The organism is Geobacter psychrophilus (assembly GCF_056821595.1).
Window position 1 is genome coordinate 2,948,055 of record NZ_JBXDTU010000004.1, and the last position, 15,189, is coordinate 2,963,243.

Consider the following 15,189-nt stretch of genomic DNA (forward strand, 5'->3'; position numbering starts at 1 on the left):
CTCCGGTGCTAATAAATACACGCTTACCCATAATAAATAAAGGTGTTTAAAGATGCTTGATACGAAATTTATCCGTGAGAACCTGGAAGAGGCCGAGCGCCGTCTGCGTACCCGTGGCGGGGCTTCCTATTTGGAAGGGTTCCGTGAGCTGGATGAGGAACGCAGAAAACTGTTGTTCGAGAACGAGAAGTTGAAGGCCGAGCGCAATCGGGTTTCAGACGAGATCGGGCGTGTCAAGGACAAGAGTCAGGTTCAGGACCAGATCCTGGAAATGCGGGCTGTCTCGCAAAAGATCAAGGAGCAGGATGAGGAACTCAAACTGCTGGAAGAGAAGCTGCACACCTTCCTGCTGACGGTGCCGAATCTGCCCGACCCAACAACCCCCCTGGGTACGTCGGAATCGGATAATGTCCTGGTCAGGACCTGGGGTGAACCCGGTAGTTACAGCTTCGCACCCAAGCCCCACTGGGAGATCGGCGAGGAGCTGGGCATTCTGGATTTTGAATGCGGCGCCAAGCTGACCGGTGCCCGATTTACCCTCTACCGCGGAGCCGGGGCCCGGCTTGAGCGGGCGCTGATCAATTTCATGCTCGACCTGCACACCGGTTTGCACGGTTATATGGAGGTGCTGCCCCCCTTCATCGTCAACAGCGAAAGCATGACCGGCACCGGGCAACTGCCCAAGTTTGAAGAGGATCTGTTCAAGCTGAAGGATACGGATTTTTATCTGATCCCGACCGCCGAGGTTCCGGTCACCAATATCCATCGTGGTGAGATCCTCAAGAAGAGCGACCTGCCCATCTGCTATACGGCCTACACCCCCTGTTTCCGCAGCGAGGCCGGCTCCTATGGCAAGGATACCCGCGGCCTGATCCGCCAGCACCAGTTCAACAAGGTGGAGATGGTCAAGTTTACCCATCCCTCAGAATCGTCTGCAGAGTTGGAAAAACTCACATTGAATGCCGAGAAAGTACTGCAGCTGCTGGGGCTGCCCTATCGTGTCATGGCGCTGTGCAGCGGCGACATCGGCTTTTCTTCGGCCAAGACCTATGATATCGAGGTCTGGTTGCCGGGACAGAGCTGCTATCGTGAGATATCATCCTGCAGCACGTTTGGCGATTTCCAGGCCCGGCGGGCAAGCATCCGCTTCCGCGAAGAGGAAAAGTCCAAGCCGGAATTTGTCCACACCATCAACGGTTCCGGCCTGGCGGTCGGACGCACGCTGGTTGCGATCCTGGAAAATGGCCAGCAGGAGGACGGATCGGTAGTTATTCCGGAAGCGCTGCGTCCCTACATGGGTGGCCTGGAAAAAATTATCAGGCAGTGATGGTGTCTTTGTCTTTGAAATTCTGAAATGAGTGTGCTATAGAAATAAACCGATTTGGAGAGGTGGCCGAGTGGTTTAAGGCAGCGGTCTTGAAAACCGCCGAGGGTAACACCTCCGTGAGTTCGAATCTCACCTTCTCCGCCAACTTATAAAGTAGTTGAAATAACTACTGATTTTATAGCCCTTGCTTAAAGTGAGACCTTTTATGAGACCTCCTAAGCAAGGGCTATTGTCATTTTTACATCATGTATTTGTTCGTAATGACATCTATTATTACAGAGCAGATATCCCTGCTGACCTGCGTCACCTCTTCATTTCATCAGAAATAAAACAATCCCTTAAGACAAAAGACTCAAAAATCGCAAAAGTATTGGCTATCAGCATGGAATACAAGCTACAGCAGACTTTCTGCATGATCCGTAGTGGTATGTTGCCTAATGATGTTATTCAAGGTCTTGTAGTCGAATTACAACCATCTAAAGCACCAAAGACCAGAGGAAAACTGTTATCTGGGCTTGTAGGTGATTACGTTGAAGGTAATGAGTCCAAATGGACGTATAAGACCAAGCTGGAGGTCATGGGGTGTCTTAAGCTGATAGTGGATGTGAATCGGCATGCAATATTGACCCACTTAGGGGGATAATCGGCGTCCAAAATTGACCCACCTCAGCACCTTCCTCCATACTCTCTGGAACCAACCAGAGAGAGGAGTACCGAAAGGAGATGCTGAACGTGGAAACCATCCGCAAAGTCCGTCACGCCCACTACCGAGATGGCAAAGGCATCCGGGAGATAACCCGCGAATTCAACCTTGCCAGGAACACCGTCAGAACCATCCTCCGCACCGGCATGACCGACCAGAAGTACGTAAGGACTGAACAGCCACGTCCGAAGCTCGGCTCCTTTGAAGCCAGCCTTTCTGAATGGCTGGCTGAGGACAACAGCAAGCCTGTTCGCCATCGCAGAAGCTCTCAGATCCTGTTTGAGCAGCTACAGCGTGCAGGATACGAAGGAGGCTATGACAGCGTCCGCCGCTATGTGAGCAACTGGAAGAAAGCAGACGGCACGGCTGCTGTAAAGGCCTTCATACCCCTTGCCTATGACCCTGGTGACGCTTTCCAGTTCGACTGGAGTTACGAGAAGGTCGAACTCGGTGGTGTCCCCGTAGAGATAAAGATCGCCCACTTCCGCCTGTGTCACAGCCGCAAACCGTTCTGTGTCGCCTATACCCGTGAAACTCTTGAGATGGTCATGGATGCCCATGTCCGGGCCTTCGAGTTCTTTGGCGGTGTCTGCAGGCGAGGCATCTACGACAACCTGAAGACGGTAGTTACCAAGGTGCTGATGGGCAAAGACCGGGTGTTCAACCGTCGCTTCCAGAACCTGGCCTCCCACTACCTGTTTGAACCGGTAGCCTGTACGCCAGCCGCAGGTTGGGAGAAGGGACAGGTCGAGAACCAGGTCGGCGTAGTCAGGAAACGTTTCTTTGCCCAGCGTAGGCGGTTCAAGGACGTGGCTGAGTTGAACGAATGGCTACTGGACCAGTGCCGCAATCACGCCGCCACTTTCAAGCATCCCGAGCTCAGGACCAGAACCATTGACGAGGTGTTTGCCGAAGAGCGCAACCGTCTGCTGAGTATGCCGTCTCCGTTTGATGGTTATCAGGAAAGCGTTGCGCGTGTGTCGCCGCAGCTCCTGATCAGCTTCGACCGCAACCGTTACAGCGTCAATGCGATGGCTGTCGGTAAAACAGTCTCAGTACGTGCATACGCAAGCCGGGTGATCATCGTAATGAACGGCACAACGGTTGGAGTCCACGACCGTAACCTCAGTCGTGACAAGGTCATCTACGACCCCTGGCATTATATCGCCGTACTGGAGCAGAAACCGGGAGCCTTGCGAAACGGTGCCCCCTTCAAGGAATGGGATCTGCCGGAATCGATGGGTGAGGTCAGAAAGATACTGGCGGAACGCAGCGACGGAGATCGCCAGTTCGTGGGGATATTGAGCGTCGTCCGTCGTTATGGCTTGGAAGCCGTGGCAGAAGCGTGCGCCAAATCGATAGCCGACAAGACGGTCAGCAGCGATGTCATACTCACCATTCTGTCACGCACACACGATGAGCCGCAACCGGAACCGCTGCAGCCGTCAGCACAGTTGCCGCTGCTCAGGTTGGTCCCGGTGGTGGACTGTTACCGCTATGACCGCCTCCTCTCGGGAGGTGCCTATGGTACTGCGTGACCGACTGATGGAAGCCATCGGGACGCTCGGACTGTACGGAATGAAGTCCATCCTTGATGAGGTGCTGGCGGCAGGGATAAAGAGTCGGGCCACTCCGGACAAGATACTGTGCGACCTCCTGGAAGCGGAGATGGCGGAGAGGAAGTTAAGAAGCATCCGTTACCGCATGAGTCTGGCCAGGTTCCCGGTAGACAAGGATCTCGACCGGTTCGAGTTCGCAGCCACACCAGTCAATGAGATGCAAGTCAGAACCCTCTATGATGGCAGCTTCCTGTCCGATCACAGCAACATCATCATGGTCGGCGGTACCGGAACCGGCAAGACGCACCTTGCCATCTCCATAGCTCGGCAGAGTATCAGAAATGGCAGGAAAGCCAGGTTCTTCAACGTACTGGATCTGGTGAACCAGTTGGAGCAGGAGAAACTCGACAACCGGGGTGGCAAGCTGGCGGAACACCTGGCAAGGCATGACCTGGTTGTCCTTGACGAACTGGGTTACCTGCCATTCTCCAAGAACGGCGGCCAACTCCTGTTCCACCTGATCTCGAAGCTTTACGAGAGAACATCGCTGATCATAACAACCAACCTGACGTTCGGCGAATGGCCACAGGTATTCGGGGATGGAAAGATGACGACAGCCCTGCTGGACAGGATCACTCATCACTGCGAGATAGTGGAAACCGGAAATGAAAGCTGGAGAATCAGAACGAGGATAAACAACTAAAAACTACTGCTGGGGTGGGTCAAAATTGAACGCCTATAGCGGGTCAAAATTCAATGCCGATTGACACACAACAACCAGGAAATAGGAGAATACCTAGGCAACAAGTGGGAGACCATGAAACCCGTGACCATCGTGAAACAGCTGATCCAATACCTCTACTGACAAGGAGACCATCATGAACATACATAACATTAAAGAGATAACCTGCATCATGTGTGAAAACTGTTACGACATCATCATAGAAGAGAACAGCCAGGAGTTAAGGGGAGTGTCCTATTGTTGTCATTGTGCTGATATGGAGGTGCAGTCATGAGATGTGAATATTGCACTAAGAAGTTAGGAGGTAATGAGATATCTCATGGTATCCGCTATGGAACAGTAGATGAAAGAACAGACTCCTTTTTACCAGATCGTGACTCAGCTCCAACAGTAATCTGTCAACCATGCGGAGAGATGCTTTTAAAATTAATCTACGTAAAGCTCAATAAGACCACCACCTACCAGCCCATTAGACCCTTCCAGAGCAAATAACCCATACCACTATAAGCATTTTAACCACCAAGGACCACAGAACCCTATATCTGCGTCCAACGCACAAGGAGAACTACCATGACAATAGATACCCTATTTCCAATAGATGCCATCACCCAGAAATGTAAACCCATCAGGTTCAAGACCATAAAAGCTGTTTACGAGACATTGATCATACGGGAAGAACTGACCAACTATCTTAATACAGGGATCAGATACACTGCACCAGTTCAAGTATTCAATACCTTTAAGTGGTTACAGCAGGAGACCAAGGAGCATTTCATAGCTCTACATCTCGATGGCAAAAACAGATTGATATGTATCGACCCCATTTCTACAGGTTCCTTAAATCAATCAATCGTTCACCCCAGGGAAACTTTTAAGAACAGCCTACTCTCATCAGCAGCAGCAATTATATTGATACATAACCATCCGACCGGAGACCCAAGCCCAAGTCAGGAGGATCTAGCTATCACCAGGAGACTTTCTGAGGCGGGAGAGATATTAGGAATTAAGATATTGGATCACATCATTGTCGGAGAAACCTATCTGTCATTTGTAGAACGAGGACTTCTGTAATCACCGTAACACCACCCATCAAAATGTAACCCACCTGAACAATCAATCACCGGTAACAAATCAAACAATTACATAACAACAGGACACAGGGGCTATTCCGCTCTTTTGTGTGCCTGTATTCCAAGGAGGAGTACGTCATGTCTGTATATAAACGAGGCAATAAGGGTGTTTTCTACATGAATTTCACGGTAGATGGGTTTCGTGTAACCAGGAGCACTGGTAAGTTTACCATGAAGGAAGCCAAATTAGTTGAGGCTGTTGAGAAGAAACGTATGATGGTAGACGGAGCATTATCACCAAGAGAAAAGGCCGCAAGAATGCCACTGAGCATTGCAATACAGAAGGTCTATGATGAACGCTGGAAGGACAACAAAGATGGTCTCAAGTCTCAACGTATAGCTGAAAAGTTAATGGACATTACAGGTGACATACCCATTAGCAAGATAGATGAGGATGTAATTAAACGGTTAATCAAGAAGTTGGAGGCTTCAGGTATAAAAGGAGCCACAGTAAACAGGTATCTTGCCACCCTAAAGACATTACTACGTCATCACCGGCAACCATGGGAACATATCAAACTCAAAAAGGAGAACAAGGGCAGGATACGTGTCATATCCAGAGAAGAGGAATCCACTGTAGTCAGCCTGTTACGGAACACCGAGCATAACAGTAGGAGACATTACTTTCCTGAAGTGGCTGACTTGGTTGAAGTCCTAGTGGATACAGGCTGCAGGTTATCTGAGGTGTTAGATCTCCGCTATGACGATATCAACTTTGAAACCAATCTGATCAGTATATGGATAAACAAAGGTGAAAGGCCCAGGAGCATACCAATGACCGAGAGGGTAGGGGCTATAATGAAGAACATGAAGGGTAACGGTGTAAGTAAACCATTCACTGTTGACAAATATCAAGCTGGAACGGCATGGGACTGGACACGTAAGGAAATGGGATTTATGAATGATCCAGAGTTTGTATTACATGCTCTGAGGCATACCACCGCTACCAGACTAATTGATAAGGGTATCGATCTCTACACGGTAAAGGAGTGGTTGGGGCATAGCACGATACAGGTAACAGAACGGTACGCTCATTTGAATCCTGATAAATTGGTACACGCAGCAAATATGTTGGAATGAAGTAAGCGTTGATATGGGTGCTTATAGGTGATATAAACTGAGACCTAAAGTGAGACCTGTTGTGTCAAAAATAATCAAAAGTGAGGGCTAGTTGGTAAAAGAGGTCTTACTGCTAACATGCAGTAATATAAAGAGAGTCTTGAAAACCGCCGAGGGTAACACCTCCGTGAGTTCGAATCTCACCTTCTCCGCCATAATGTAGTCCGGCATAGTCCGGTTAAGTAAAAAAGCCCCTGAGAAATCAGGGGCTTTTTCTTTTCTGTTGTTTGTTGTAGTTCGTTGCTGTACGTTTAAAACCGGTGGTTTTTGGGGTACTCTTCAGGAGATACCCCATAGTGGCTAAATATGGATACCCCGAAACAGGAGGTAAATACTATGCCTAAACGGGTTTTACCGTTGACAGATGTTCAAGTTCGCAATGCCAAACCAAAGGGCAAACCACGCCATAGAATTATCATCAAATTGTTATTCTCGTCAGGTGCTGTCCCATGAATGCAATCATAGTGGAGAAAAAAACGGCAAACAGAATTGTCATGAGCACACAGATGACAATCCCCAGCGTGATAACCCACTTGTTGACCCCACCCAGTTCCTGTAGCACCGGAATATAGTTCTGTGCTGATTGTGCCGCCCTGATCTCAATAACCTTTCCCTTGACATATCGGTAGTACAGATAGTTGCCGATCATTCCAATTCCCAAGTGCAGGAGGATGTTGACCCCGGGAATACAGAAGACTACAAAAGTAATTGCAGCTAACGCATACATCTTCCTGTACAGAAACCAGATAAACGTGAAACCAAAACAGGACCAGTTCCAGGTAACACGAAATTCCTCTTTGCCCGAAATGGTAAACTTTGAGAAATTCTGGATGTAGTAGTGGGCATTGGGCCCGACAAACTCACGGATTTCATCACTGCTGATGCTGTCAATGTTTATGGTATTCGCAGGGTCAAGATTCAACATAGAGCCACAGTAGCGGCATTTTATGGCGCCATCGAGGATTGTTTCTTTGCAGTAAGGGCAGATCATATGTCGGTACTCCTTATTATCAATGCAGCACGGCTGAAATCTTTACGCCATTCCTGGATCATATTTCTAACGTACTAAAAAGGACAATCAGCATCCACAACAACCTTCCCGGTAGCGATACACCTGGTTTCTCCAACAAACCTGATTACATCCTCCAGTGATGAGTAGACCGGCGTCACGCTTGCGGAACCTTGAGTCTCCTTAGGTTTCACTGCACTCTTCCTCACCGGAGGCCCTCCTTCCGCGATATACGGTAAAACCTCCCCGAGGTTCTTTTCACGGTATGTTATCCACCATGCTGCTGATTGTTCACCCTTGAGCTGAGGTTCGACCTCTTTGAACACTGCTGGGTCGCTCTGTTTCCAGGTGGCCAGTCTCTCCTGTTTTATCCGCTTTGCCCACGCTACCTGTTTTTCTGAACCTTTCAGCATATCTGCGACCTCTCGCTATGGTGTTGGATGTAAGAGCGCCTGGACCAGGTTCCTGACGCTCAGAGGGTGCCTGACCTGAAGAGTATATTTTATCTGTCTATGCTATACTGTAACAAATAGAACCTTCATTATGGAGATAATAATCATGAAAAAAGTCTTGTTGACCCTCATAGCTGCGCTAATAGCAGTTTCTGTCGTCGGTATCGAATTCGCTCAGGGGGCTTCGACCCCTGCATCTGCTGGTGGCGCTCCGGCTGGCGCCGGCAGCTATACGCCAAAATCGGCCGGTTTCCCCGCAACCGCTGGTACTGCTCCTGCCGGTGCCGGTAGTTATACTACTACAAATGCCGGTTCCCCGGTATCCTCCGGCGGTGCTCCGGCCAGCGCTGGTACCTATACCCCTTCACCTGCGGTTTCTCCTGCAACAGCTGGCGGTGCCCCTGAGATCGGAAGTATAACCATACCTCCTCCAGGTTCAAACTGATTACAACCAAAACATGACATCAATATGAAAAGGCCACCCTGAAGTGGCCTTTTCATATTTTAATCTCTTACCAGTTGTATCTTTTTGCAATCGTTACCGGTAGTCACGATACCGTGGTTCGTCATAGGCACGTCCGCGTTCCTCATAATAATAATTCGATGGCCTACGCTCATAATAGTATCCCTGCCGATAGTGAGGTCGTGGCTCTTCATAGATGACAGTCTGGCGTGGTTCTGAATACACCCGTTGCTCATAGACCACAGGCGGTTGGACAATAGTTGCTACTGTGGCAGCTACCGTGGAAAGGATTGCTACCGGAATCCAGAGCGGATTGATGCCGCCGCCATGGTGATCACCGGCAAAGGCAGTGTTGACAAGCATGCTTGAAATAAACCCTATGGCAACGATGGTGGAAATAACTTTGTTCATGTTGTAATTCCTCCTGTGTAATTAAGATTCAATTCTAAGAGGAGCATCATGCATGCCAACCAGCGTGTAAATTAAATGGTAGAAATAATAGGTGGATACAGGCTCGGTCGAAAATAGACAGTATGTTATGGGCTGAATTGAACCTGATAATACCTCAATTGAGTCAGGAGATGCTGTATCAGGAAGTAGTAAGTTCCAAACAGCAGTGTCAATACATGATCGCAATTATTATTTATTGCGTGAATTCAATATTTTATCATACTTCATATGAGGTGTGATTTGAGTATATAAGGTCGCATGAGTCGTGAAATAATATTTGAATAGTATTATAGACAATACTTTCAGCTAGTTGCAGTATTTAGATTTTTGGCTCAACATATGCAGTTACTAGATATAGATTCGCCAAATTATCCGGAGGTATTACCCATGAAAAAAGTTCTTTCCACACTCGTTGCTGCTATTGTTGCCATTTCCTTTGCTGGTATTGTTTGCGCAGCTGAAACAACAAAAACTAACATCAAGACAGAAACAACTACTACCAGCCCTGCTGGCGAAGTAAAAGTAGAGAAAAAAGAAGTTAAAAAAGTAAAGAAAACCAAAAAAGCAAAGAAAGCTAAAAAAGAAGCAGCACCTGCTGCTGAAACAACAACTACAACAACGACTACTCCTGCAGCCAAGTAATTTTATTTTCAGAATGGATAAAAAGGCCGCATCTTCGGATGCGGCCTTTTTATATTTCTATCTGCATTTCATGTTTGACAGGTGTACCAGAATAAAAGGTGATTTTGGCTATACTGAGTATCTTATCAGGTGGTTGGCCGGATTGGTTTCTAAAGTTAACGGCGGATTTTTCCGATAAGTCCTCATGAAAGCAGAAACCTTATGATGACGTTGGGTGGATGAGGCAGGAGGTGTTATGAGGTTGAATCTCTTGATTATTTTTCTTGTCTGTGGAGCATGCTCAGTAACAGGCTGCACCAAAGTAAGTAAAGAGGAATTGCAGGTCAAAATTGACAGGTGTGCTGCTGCAGGGATGAACTATACCTATCTGCTTGACTATAAAGGCGATCCCTATGAAGTCATGTGTGTCTCCAAGCGCTTGAGGTAGGCTGCCCACATTACTAATAGATTTCAGACCGAATCTGCTCAGGTCATCAACACAGGTTCTTTTCTTGAACCAACGAAAGAGGCATAGTGCGAATCACAGATAACTATATGGTCAATCAGCCAGAAATTCAGGTAGGTTGAAAGTTCTGCTGCAACTGCTGTAATCCCTCTTGAAAACCGATCTTTAAACTCACTTATTTTCAACGAAAATTCTTTATGTAGCTTTTGATGCTCCTCAAGTTGAGGATACTGCTGGTCTTTCATCCAGTTTTCCTCGGCATTGAAATGATACCAGGCATAATCAACAAGCCTGTTTAGTATGATGGTTACTTCTTCCTGGGGAGCGCCATTATCGATGCAGAGAGTGGTCTCGTTAATCAGGGATATCAAGTGCTGGTGATGAACGTCGAATTGCTTTATCCCCAGAACAAAGTCTTCGGTCCACGTGATTTGCGGCTTTGTGTACTCCTTGATGTGCCGGGATTATGAATGATTATACACATAGCATCATTGTATTCTGTTTATCAAGCATCTGCTCGTCCGCCCCCAGGTGTTCTCCGTGATGCTTCGGCTGGCATACCCCCAACAACCAGCGGAGTTTCCCCCTCAATTTTACATGAATTCTGTTAAGCATATTACCGGGTATTGGCAGGTCAATGGGTCTTATTTTTGTGGAGTAGAGCCGGAATATGGGATACTATCAAAAACGTACGCATCCGGTTTATGTGGGCCAGGAACATCAGCATGACACAAATGGAAACATGGACAACGTTGAAGGTTCTCAGCTGGACAAAGGAATTTCTGGCCGGCAAAGGGGTCGACAACGCCCGCCTGGAAGCAGAATGGCTTTTATGCGCCGCTACCGGTCTCGACCGGGTGGGCTTGTATCTCAACTTTGATAAGCCGTTGAGCGATAAAGAGCTTGCAGATTACCGCGTCATGGTTGCCCGCCGTGGCAGACGTGAACCATTGCAGCACATTCTTGGCAGCCAGGAGTTCTGCGGCCTCGAGTTCGAGGTTACGCCGGATGTGCTCATTCCCCGCCAGGACACGGAAACGCTTGTACATGAGTCGCTAAGGCTGATGCCGCAAGCTGGGTCAATACTCGACGTTGGCACGGGGAGCGGCTGCATTGCCGTCTCAGTGGCGAAGCAGTTGCCGATGGCAACGGTAACGGCGATCGATATTTCCGGGGAGGCACTGGCGATTGCCCGGAAAAATGCTGAAAAATACGGGGTTGCCATCGAGTTTCTGCAAGGATCTTTGTGTGAACCTGTGGCAGGGCGATACTTTGACCTGATAGTCTCCAATCCGCCCTATATACCGAGCCGCGATATCGAGGCACTGGAGCCTGAGGTGCGGGATTTTGATCCCCGCGGCGCACTGAATGGCGGAGCAGACGGTCTGGATATCTATCGTTCTCTGATTCCGTCGGCACTCCCCTGCATGAACCCGGGCAGCTGGCTGGTGGTGGAGATCGGGGCGGGGCAGTCCCAGGATGTGATGCAGCTTTTCCGGGCGACCGGTGCTTTTGGCGACGTGATAACGGCATGTGATCCAGGCGGAATCGTCCGGGTTGTCGGGGGACAGCGAAAATAGCCAGTGCATGGAGATGCCATGATAACCTGTGAACTGAGTAGTACCTGCATATTTTTCAATGACATGATGCCTGATATGCCGGCTGTGTCCGAATACCTGAAGGAAAAATATTGCCACGGAAACTTCGAACCCTGTGCCCGATACCAGATTTACCTGGAATTCGGCCGAGAAAAAGTACCGGTCGGATTGTTCCCAAACGAAGAAAATATGGTGCCGATAATTGCTGCCGAACTTCGGACACATTGAAATGAAAGGTGGTCAGCATGACAGTTACCGAAGCACATACCGTACTCTCTGAAGCAGATCTGCTGGTCGGAGAAACTGAGGTTTTCGCAGCCATTGACCGTATAGCCAATGAGGTCACCGCACTGCTGAAGGAGTCCAATCCCGTATTGCTGTGCATTATGAACGGCGGGCTCATCTTTACCGGTCAGCTATTGACCCGGCTGGTGTTTCCATTGGAGGTGGATTATGTCCACGCCACCCGCTACGGGCATGAGACGGCCGGTGCACACCTGCACTGGACCGTCAGACCACAGCTGGATTTGAAGGGCAGGACCGTGCTGCTGCTTGACGACATCCTGGATGAAGGGGTGACACTGGCGGCCATTGCCGAATACTGCCTTCAGCAGGGAGCAGAGAAGATCTATATGGCCGTACTGGTGGAAAAGCTTCACCTGCGCAAGGTTACGCCCGGCATGCGGGCTGATTTTACCGGTATTGAGGTCGGAGACCGTTTCCTGTTCGGCTATGGCTTGGATTACAAGGGATATTGGCGAAACGCGCCCGGGATCTATGCGGTAAAAGGTTTGTAGCAGGTTTCGACTATCAGGCGGCAAGCCATTTCTTCATCAGTTCCCGGATTTGCATCAGGGTGAACGGTTTGGCCAGATAGTCATCCATACCGTTAATCAGGAACTGTTCGCGATCACCCTTTATGGCCTGGCCGGTCAGCGCGATAATGGTGGTACGCGGCCTGGATTCGGCTGCCTCCCGTTTACGAATTATATGGGCGGCTTCAAATCCGTCCATAACCGGCATCTGGCCGTCCATCAGGATTATATCGAACTCAGACCGTGTCCAGGCATCAACAGCCTCTTTACCATTGGCAGCACATTCAACCTGATAGCGCAGCAGCTGTAAGATGGTGATAATCAGGTTTTGATTGGCAGCGTTGTCCTCGACAACCAGGATGCGCGGGACAAGATCAGTCATTTCCCGTTTCAGCGGCAAGGTATGCGCGCCGGCTGGAAATACAGGTTTTTCGGGGATGGCTGTTCTGTCTGTATGCCTGTTTGTGTATGATGTCGGATCGGATGCTTTCTGCGAAGCATCGGCCATGTGCGTGGCGCCGGTATTACCGCCTTCGGAGGCTATATACGGCAGCCGCGCAGTAAACCAGAAGGTTGATCCTTTTTCCGGTTCGCTCTTTACCCCGATACTTCCCTCCATTAATTCAACAAGTTGCCTGGCAATCGTCAGGCCCAGCCCGGTTCCTCCAAATGAACGGCTCATTGTGCCGTCAGCCTGCGAAAATCGTTCAAAAACCCGGGTCTGTGCTTCGGACGCTATGCCGATACCCGTATCCCGTACCTCAAAGTAGAACATACCGGAGCTTTCATCGCCCTCTCTTTGCCGGACAGTGAGACTGACTTCCCCCTGCGCAGTAAATTTGATGGCGTTGTTGATCAGGTTTACCAGGATCTGGCGGATACGGCCATAATCCCCCAACACCAATGCCGGAACTTGTGCACTGAGTTGGCTGGTCAGCCTGATGCCTTTGCGCTGGGCTGAGCCGATGAACAGTTCAATGACGCTATGCATGGTATCGTTCAGGGAGAAGGGGGCGATCTCCAGTTCAAGCTTGCCGGCCTCGATCTTGGAGAAGTCGAGAATGTCATTGATAATGGAAAGCAGCGCGTTGGAAGATTGATGCACTGTTTCGGCGTACTGACGCTGTTTTTGCGATAAAGGGCTTTCCAGCAGCAGTTCAGTCATGCCGAGAACACCGTTCATAGGGGTGCGGATCTCGTGACTCATGTTTGCCAGAAATTGTGATTTGGCCTGGTTGGCGGCTTCGGCCTCTTCTGTGGCGGTCTTCAGCTCCATAACAGTTGTTTCCAGTTGCAGATTGGCCTGGCGTAGCTCGCTGGTACGCAGTGCCACCTTCTCCTCAAGCTCTTCATGATGTTGTTTCAGTTGCCCATCCCGCAGTTCTATCTGCGTCAGCATTTCATTAAAACCATTGACCAGATCGCCGATTTCATCATCTTCAGCACACCTGGCACGGATTGCATAATTCTTTTCACTCGAAACCTGCTTCATTGTTGTCGAAAGGCTGAGCAGCGGTTCGGAGATGATCGCCTGCAGTTTTGATGAAATGATGTAGGCGATCAGGAGGGCAACGATCAGGATTACTCCGAGCATAACAAAAGAACGCGACAGCTTTGATGTCAGTTCGCCGATGTCAGAGATGATTAGTATGGTGCTGATCTGCTGGGAGTCGGCCAGAAAGGGAAGCACGGTTTTGATGTTGGCATGGCGAGCCCATAAGGGGGTTTGCTGGGTAGCCATGGAAAGAAGATCGGCTGCCGGGATGCGTTGTTTGGTACCATCTGTGATGATGTTCAGGCCGAGGGACTGCTGGTCGATGCCTTTGCGAATATACAAAGCGAACAGCTCGTTGGAAGGAGTGATGACGGCGGCAGCAATAACATTGGGGTTTGCGGAAAGGCCTTCGAGTGTCTCGCTGGCTGCTTTCGGATCATCAAATGAAACAGCGGCTGCTGTGTTGCTGCCGACAATATTTGCCAAAATCCGCTGGTCTTCCAGAATCATGGTGCGGAATGACAGCGCCGCATCGGTGAAAAACGCGATGGTAACCATCACCAGCACCACTCCGCTGGTGACCAGCATGATGTGCATGAGTTTGCGTCGTATGGAATATTTGCGGATATAGTTGAACATATATTCCTGAAGATTATCCTCTAATTCAGCTCGAACCAGGGTTACTCGAGAACGGTCGTGGCCAGCCTCAGCAGATGAGAGCTGATTCTGAGATTTACAAGCTGGGCAGCCCGGTTATTGATGCCAAACTTTATTTTATCTCCGGCAGGTAACAGTTCAATCATGCCGCCGGCAGCTGCAAAACCTTTGCAGTCACTTACAGTAAGGATTGAGCGGGGAGCTATGGAAGCAAGTAGCTGGGTGAGAGAGGTCTTCACCGCAGCATTGATGAACAGTATATTGCACTCGCTCAGATCTTCAATCCTGCTGAATTGTCGTATGACCAGCCTGCGGTTTTTGATGGATTTACCCGCGAGTGTTTCAATGACGTCATTCAATGGGCTTTTCCCTACGATGCAGATAGTCAGGGACGCATTCTCCCGGCGCGGTGTCGATGCCGGCCAATCCACATATTTTGCAAAGTTGTACAGATAGGCCGCTTTCACCTCGTACTCATTGAGCTGTTTCGACTCAGCCCAGCCGGACGGCGTGCAGCATACCAACAAGCCCGCCAACATGAGAATGGAACGCAGCATAAACTTTAGCATAGTATCGTGCTCAT

The 15,189-nt window shown here is 49.3% G+C and carries 18 protein-coding genes, 1 tRNA gene and 1 pseudogene; 14 read left to right on the top strand and 6 right to left on the bottom strand.

All coding sequences use genetic code 11. The features are described 5' to 3' along the window. Positions 1-52 precede the first annotated feature (52 nt). From serS to ACOCF6_RS16145, 8 genes and pseudogenes are all read left to right on the top strand, one after another. Positions 53-1,327 (top strand): serine--tRNA ligase, encoded by a 1,275-nt coding sequence (gene serS / locus ACOCF6_RS16110; RefSeq protein WP_482461355.1) that lies wholly within the window; start codon positions 53-55, stop codon positions 1,325-1,327. A 56-nt stretch (positions 1,328-1,383) separates the two neighbouring features. Beyond that, positions 1,384-1,471 (top strand) — tRNA-Ser (locus tag ACOCF6_RS16115). 61 nt (positions 1,472-1,532) lie between these two features. Then, complete coding sequence (locus ACOCF6_RS16120; RefSeq protein WP_482461356.1) at positions 1,533-1,970, top strand: DUF6538 domain-containing protein; 438 nt, start codon at positions 1,533-1,535, stop codon at positions 1,968-1,970. A gap of 80 nt (positions 1,971-2,050) precedes the next feature. Beyond that, positions 2,051-3,568 carry an IS21 family transposase gene (gene istA, locus ACOCF6_RS16125; RefSeq protein WP_482458892.1) on the top strand — a complete coding sequence of 506 codons (1,518 nt, stop codon included), beginning with the start codon at positions 2,051-2,053 and terminating at the stop codon, positions 3,566-3,568. Then, complete coding sequence (gene istB, locus ACOCF6_RS16130) at positions 3,555-4,292, top strand: IS21-like element helper ATPase IstB (protein WP_482458893.1); 738 nt, start codon at positions 3,555-3,557, stop codon at positions 4,290-4,292. Before istA ends, istB begins: the two co-directional genes overlap by 14 nt. 175 nt (positions 4,293-4,467) lie before the next feature. After that, positions 4,468-4,605, top strand: coding sequence for a hypothetical protein (locus tag ACOCF6_RS16135; RefSeq protein WP_482461357.1), 138 nt, complete (start codon positions 4,468-4,470; stop codon positions 4,603-4,605). A gap of 431 nt (positions 4,606-5,036) precedes the next feature. Next, positions 5,037-5,402, top strand: a pseudogene (locus tag ACOCF6_RS16140) (JAB domain-containing protein); the annotation flags it as partial. A gap of 137 nt (positions 5,403-5,539) precedes the next feature. Then, positions 5,540-6,541 carry a tyrosine-type recombinase/integrase gene (locus ACOCF6_RS16145; RefSeq protein ID WP_482461358.1) on the top strand — a complete coding sequence of 334 codons (1,002 nt, stop codon included), beginning with the start codon at positions 5,540-5,542 and terminating at the stop codon, positions 6,539-6,541. 457 nt (positions 6,542-6,998) lie between these two features. On the opposite strand, the gene ACOCF6_RS16150 is transcribed toward ACOCF6_RS16145, so the two are convergent. After that, positions 6,999-7,571: a DUF2628 domain-containing protein gene (locus ACOCF6_RS16150; protein ID WP_482461359.1), complete on the bottom strand. Its 573-nt coding sequence runs from the start codon at positions 7,569-7,571 to the stop codon at positions 6,999-7,001. A gap of 74 nt (positions 7,572-7,645) precedes the next feature. After that, positions 7,646-8,002 (bottom strand): hypothetical protein, encoded by a 357-nt coding sequence (locus ACOCF6_RS16155; RefSeq protein ID WP_482461360.1) that lies wholly within the window; start codon positions 8,000-8,002, stop codon positions 7,646-7,648. A gap of 145 nt (positions 8,003-8,147) precedes the next feature. Here ACOCF6_RS16155 and ACOCF6_RS16160 point away from each other — a divergent pair, with 145 nt between their 5' ends. Beyond that, positions 8,148-8,486, top strand: a complete 339-nt coding sequence (locus tag ACOCF6_RS16160; RefSeq protein ID WP_482461361.1) for a hypothetical protein — start codon at positions 8,148-8,150, stop codon at positions 8,484-8,486. Between the two features lie 93 nt (positions 8,487-8,579). Here ACOCF6_RS16160 and ACOCF6_RS16165 read toward each other — a convergent pair whose 3' ends face one another. Next, positions 8,580-8,915, bottom strand: a complete 336-nt coding sequence (locus ACOCF6_RS16165) for a hypothetical protein (protein WP_482461362.1) — start codon at positions 8,913-8,915, stop codon at positions 8,580-8,582. 426 nt (positions 8,916-9,341) lie between these two features. Here ACOCF6_RS16165 and ACOCF6_RS16170 point away from each other — a divergent pair, with 426 nt between their 5' ends. After that, positions 9,342-9,596, top strand: a complete 255-nt coding sequence (locus ACOCF6_RS16170) for a hypothetical protein (protein ID WP_482461363.1) — start codon at positions 9,342-9,344, stop codon at positions 9,594-9,596. A gap of 235 nt (positions 9,597-9,831) precedes the next feature. Further along, complete coding sequence (locus ACOCF6_RS16175) at positions 9,832-10,023, top strand: hypothetical protein (RefSeq protein ID WP_482461364.1); 192 nt, start codon at positions 9,832-9,834, stop codon at positions 10,021-10,023. Positions 10,024-10,061: 38 nt separating this feature from the next. Here ACOCF6_RS16175 and ACOCF6_RS16180 read toward each other — a convergent pair whose 3' ends face one another. Continuing rightward, a complete protein-coding gene (locus tag ACOCF6_RS16180; RefSeq protein ID WP_482463378.1) occupies positions 10,062-10,496 on the bottom strand; it encodes a bacteriohemerythrin in 435 nt (144 codons plus the stop codon). Positions 10,497-10,766: 270 nt separating this feature from the next. Between ACOCF6_RS16180 and prmC the strand changes: the two genes are divergently transcribed. Genes prmC through ACOCF6_RS16195 form a run of 3 tightly spaced genes read left to right on the top strand, consistent with a single transcriptional unit; the run spans position 10,767 to position 12,436 of the window. Continuing rightward, entirely contained in the window at positions 10,767-11,621 is an 855-nt protein-coding gene (gene prmC, locus ACOCF6_RS16185; protein WP_482461365.1) for a peptide chain release factor N(5)-glutamine methyltransferase, read from the top strand. Positions 11,622-11,639: 18 nt separating this feature from the next. Then, complete coding sequence (locus ACOCF6_RS16190; RefSeq protein WP_482461366.1) at positions 11,640-11,867, top strand: hypothetical protein; 228 nt, start codon at positions 11,640-11,642, stop codon at positions 11,865-11,867. A 17-nt stretch (positions 11,868-11,884) separates the two neighbouring features. Then, positions 11,885-12,436, top strand: coding sequence for a hypoxanthine-guanine phosphoribosyltransferase (locus ACOCF6_RS16195; protein WP_482461367.1), 552 nt, complete (start codon positions 11,885-11,887; stop codon positions 12,434-12,436). A 13-nt stretch (positions 12,437-12,449) separates the two neighbouring features. Here the strand turns inward: ACOCF6_RS16195 and ACOCF6_RS16200 are convergent, their stop codons facing one another. Together ACOCF6_RS16200 and ACOCF6_RS16205 are read right to left on the bottom strand one after the other, a co-directional pair. Continuing rightward, positions 12,450-14,588 carry an ATP-binding protein gene (locus ACOCF6_RS16200; protein ID WP_482461368.1) on the bottom strand — a complete coding sequence of 713 codons (2,139 nt, stop codon included), beginning with the start codon at positions 14,586-14,588 and terminating at the stop codon, positions 12,450-12,452. Between the two features lie 41 nt (positions 14,589-14,629). Further along, positions 14,630-15,175, bottom strand: a complete 546-nt coding sequence (locus tag ACOCF6_RS16205) for a TOL_0243 family YfiR-like periplasmic protein (protein WP_482461369.1) — start codon at positions 15,173-15,175, stop codon at positions 14,630-14,632. Between the last annotated feature and the right edge of the window lie 14 nt (positions 15,176-15,189).